The organism is Pseudoalteromonas sp. Angola-4, from assembly GCF_028599265.1.
GTDB lineage: Bacteria > Pseudomonadota > Gammaproteobacteria > Enterobacterales > Alteromonadaceae > Pseudoalteromonas > Pseudoalteromonas atlantica.
On the sequence record NZ_JAQREK010000144.1, the window covers coordinates 1 to 203 of the forward strand.

Genomic DNA, 203 nt, shown 5'->3' on the forward strand with positions numbered 1-203 from the left:
CACGCACGACCATGGCGGCGCTTTCACCGTTACCATTAATCACGCCGTCGGCGGTTTTATCAATGCTGGTTGTGAGCGCTGCGGTGTTATCAAGTTCGACGCTATCTTGCGCGTTTACAGGGTTACCCGCTAAATCTGACACGCTTGTTGTAGCGGTGAGTGTGCCGTCGTTTAATGCGCTGGCATCAATCGGATCAGTAACG

Annotated in this window: 1 protein-coding gene; it reads right to left on the reverse strand. The window is 53.2% G+C overall.

From position 1 onward, the window contains the following. On the reverse strand, positions 1 to 203 hold a 203-nt coding region (locus PSH48_RS21185), incomplete at both ends, for a hypothetical protein (RefSeq protein WP_273612339.1).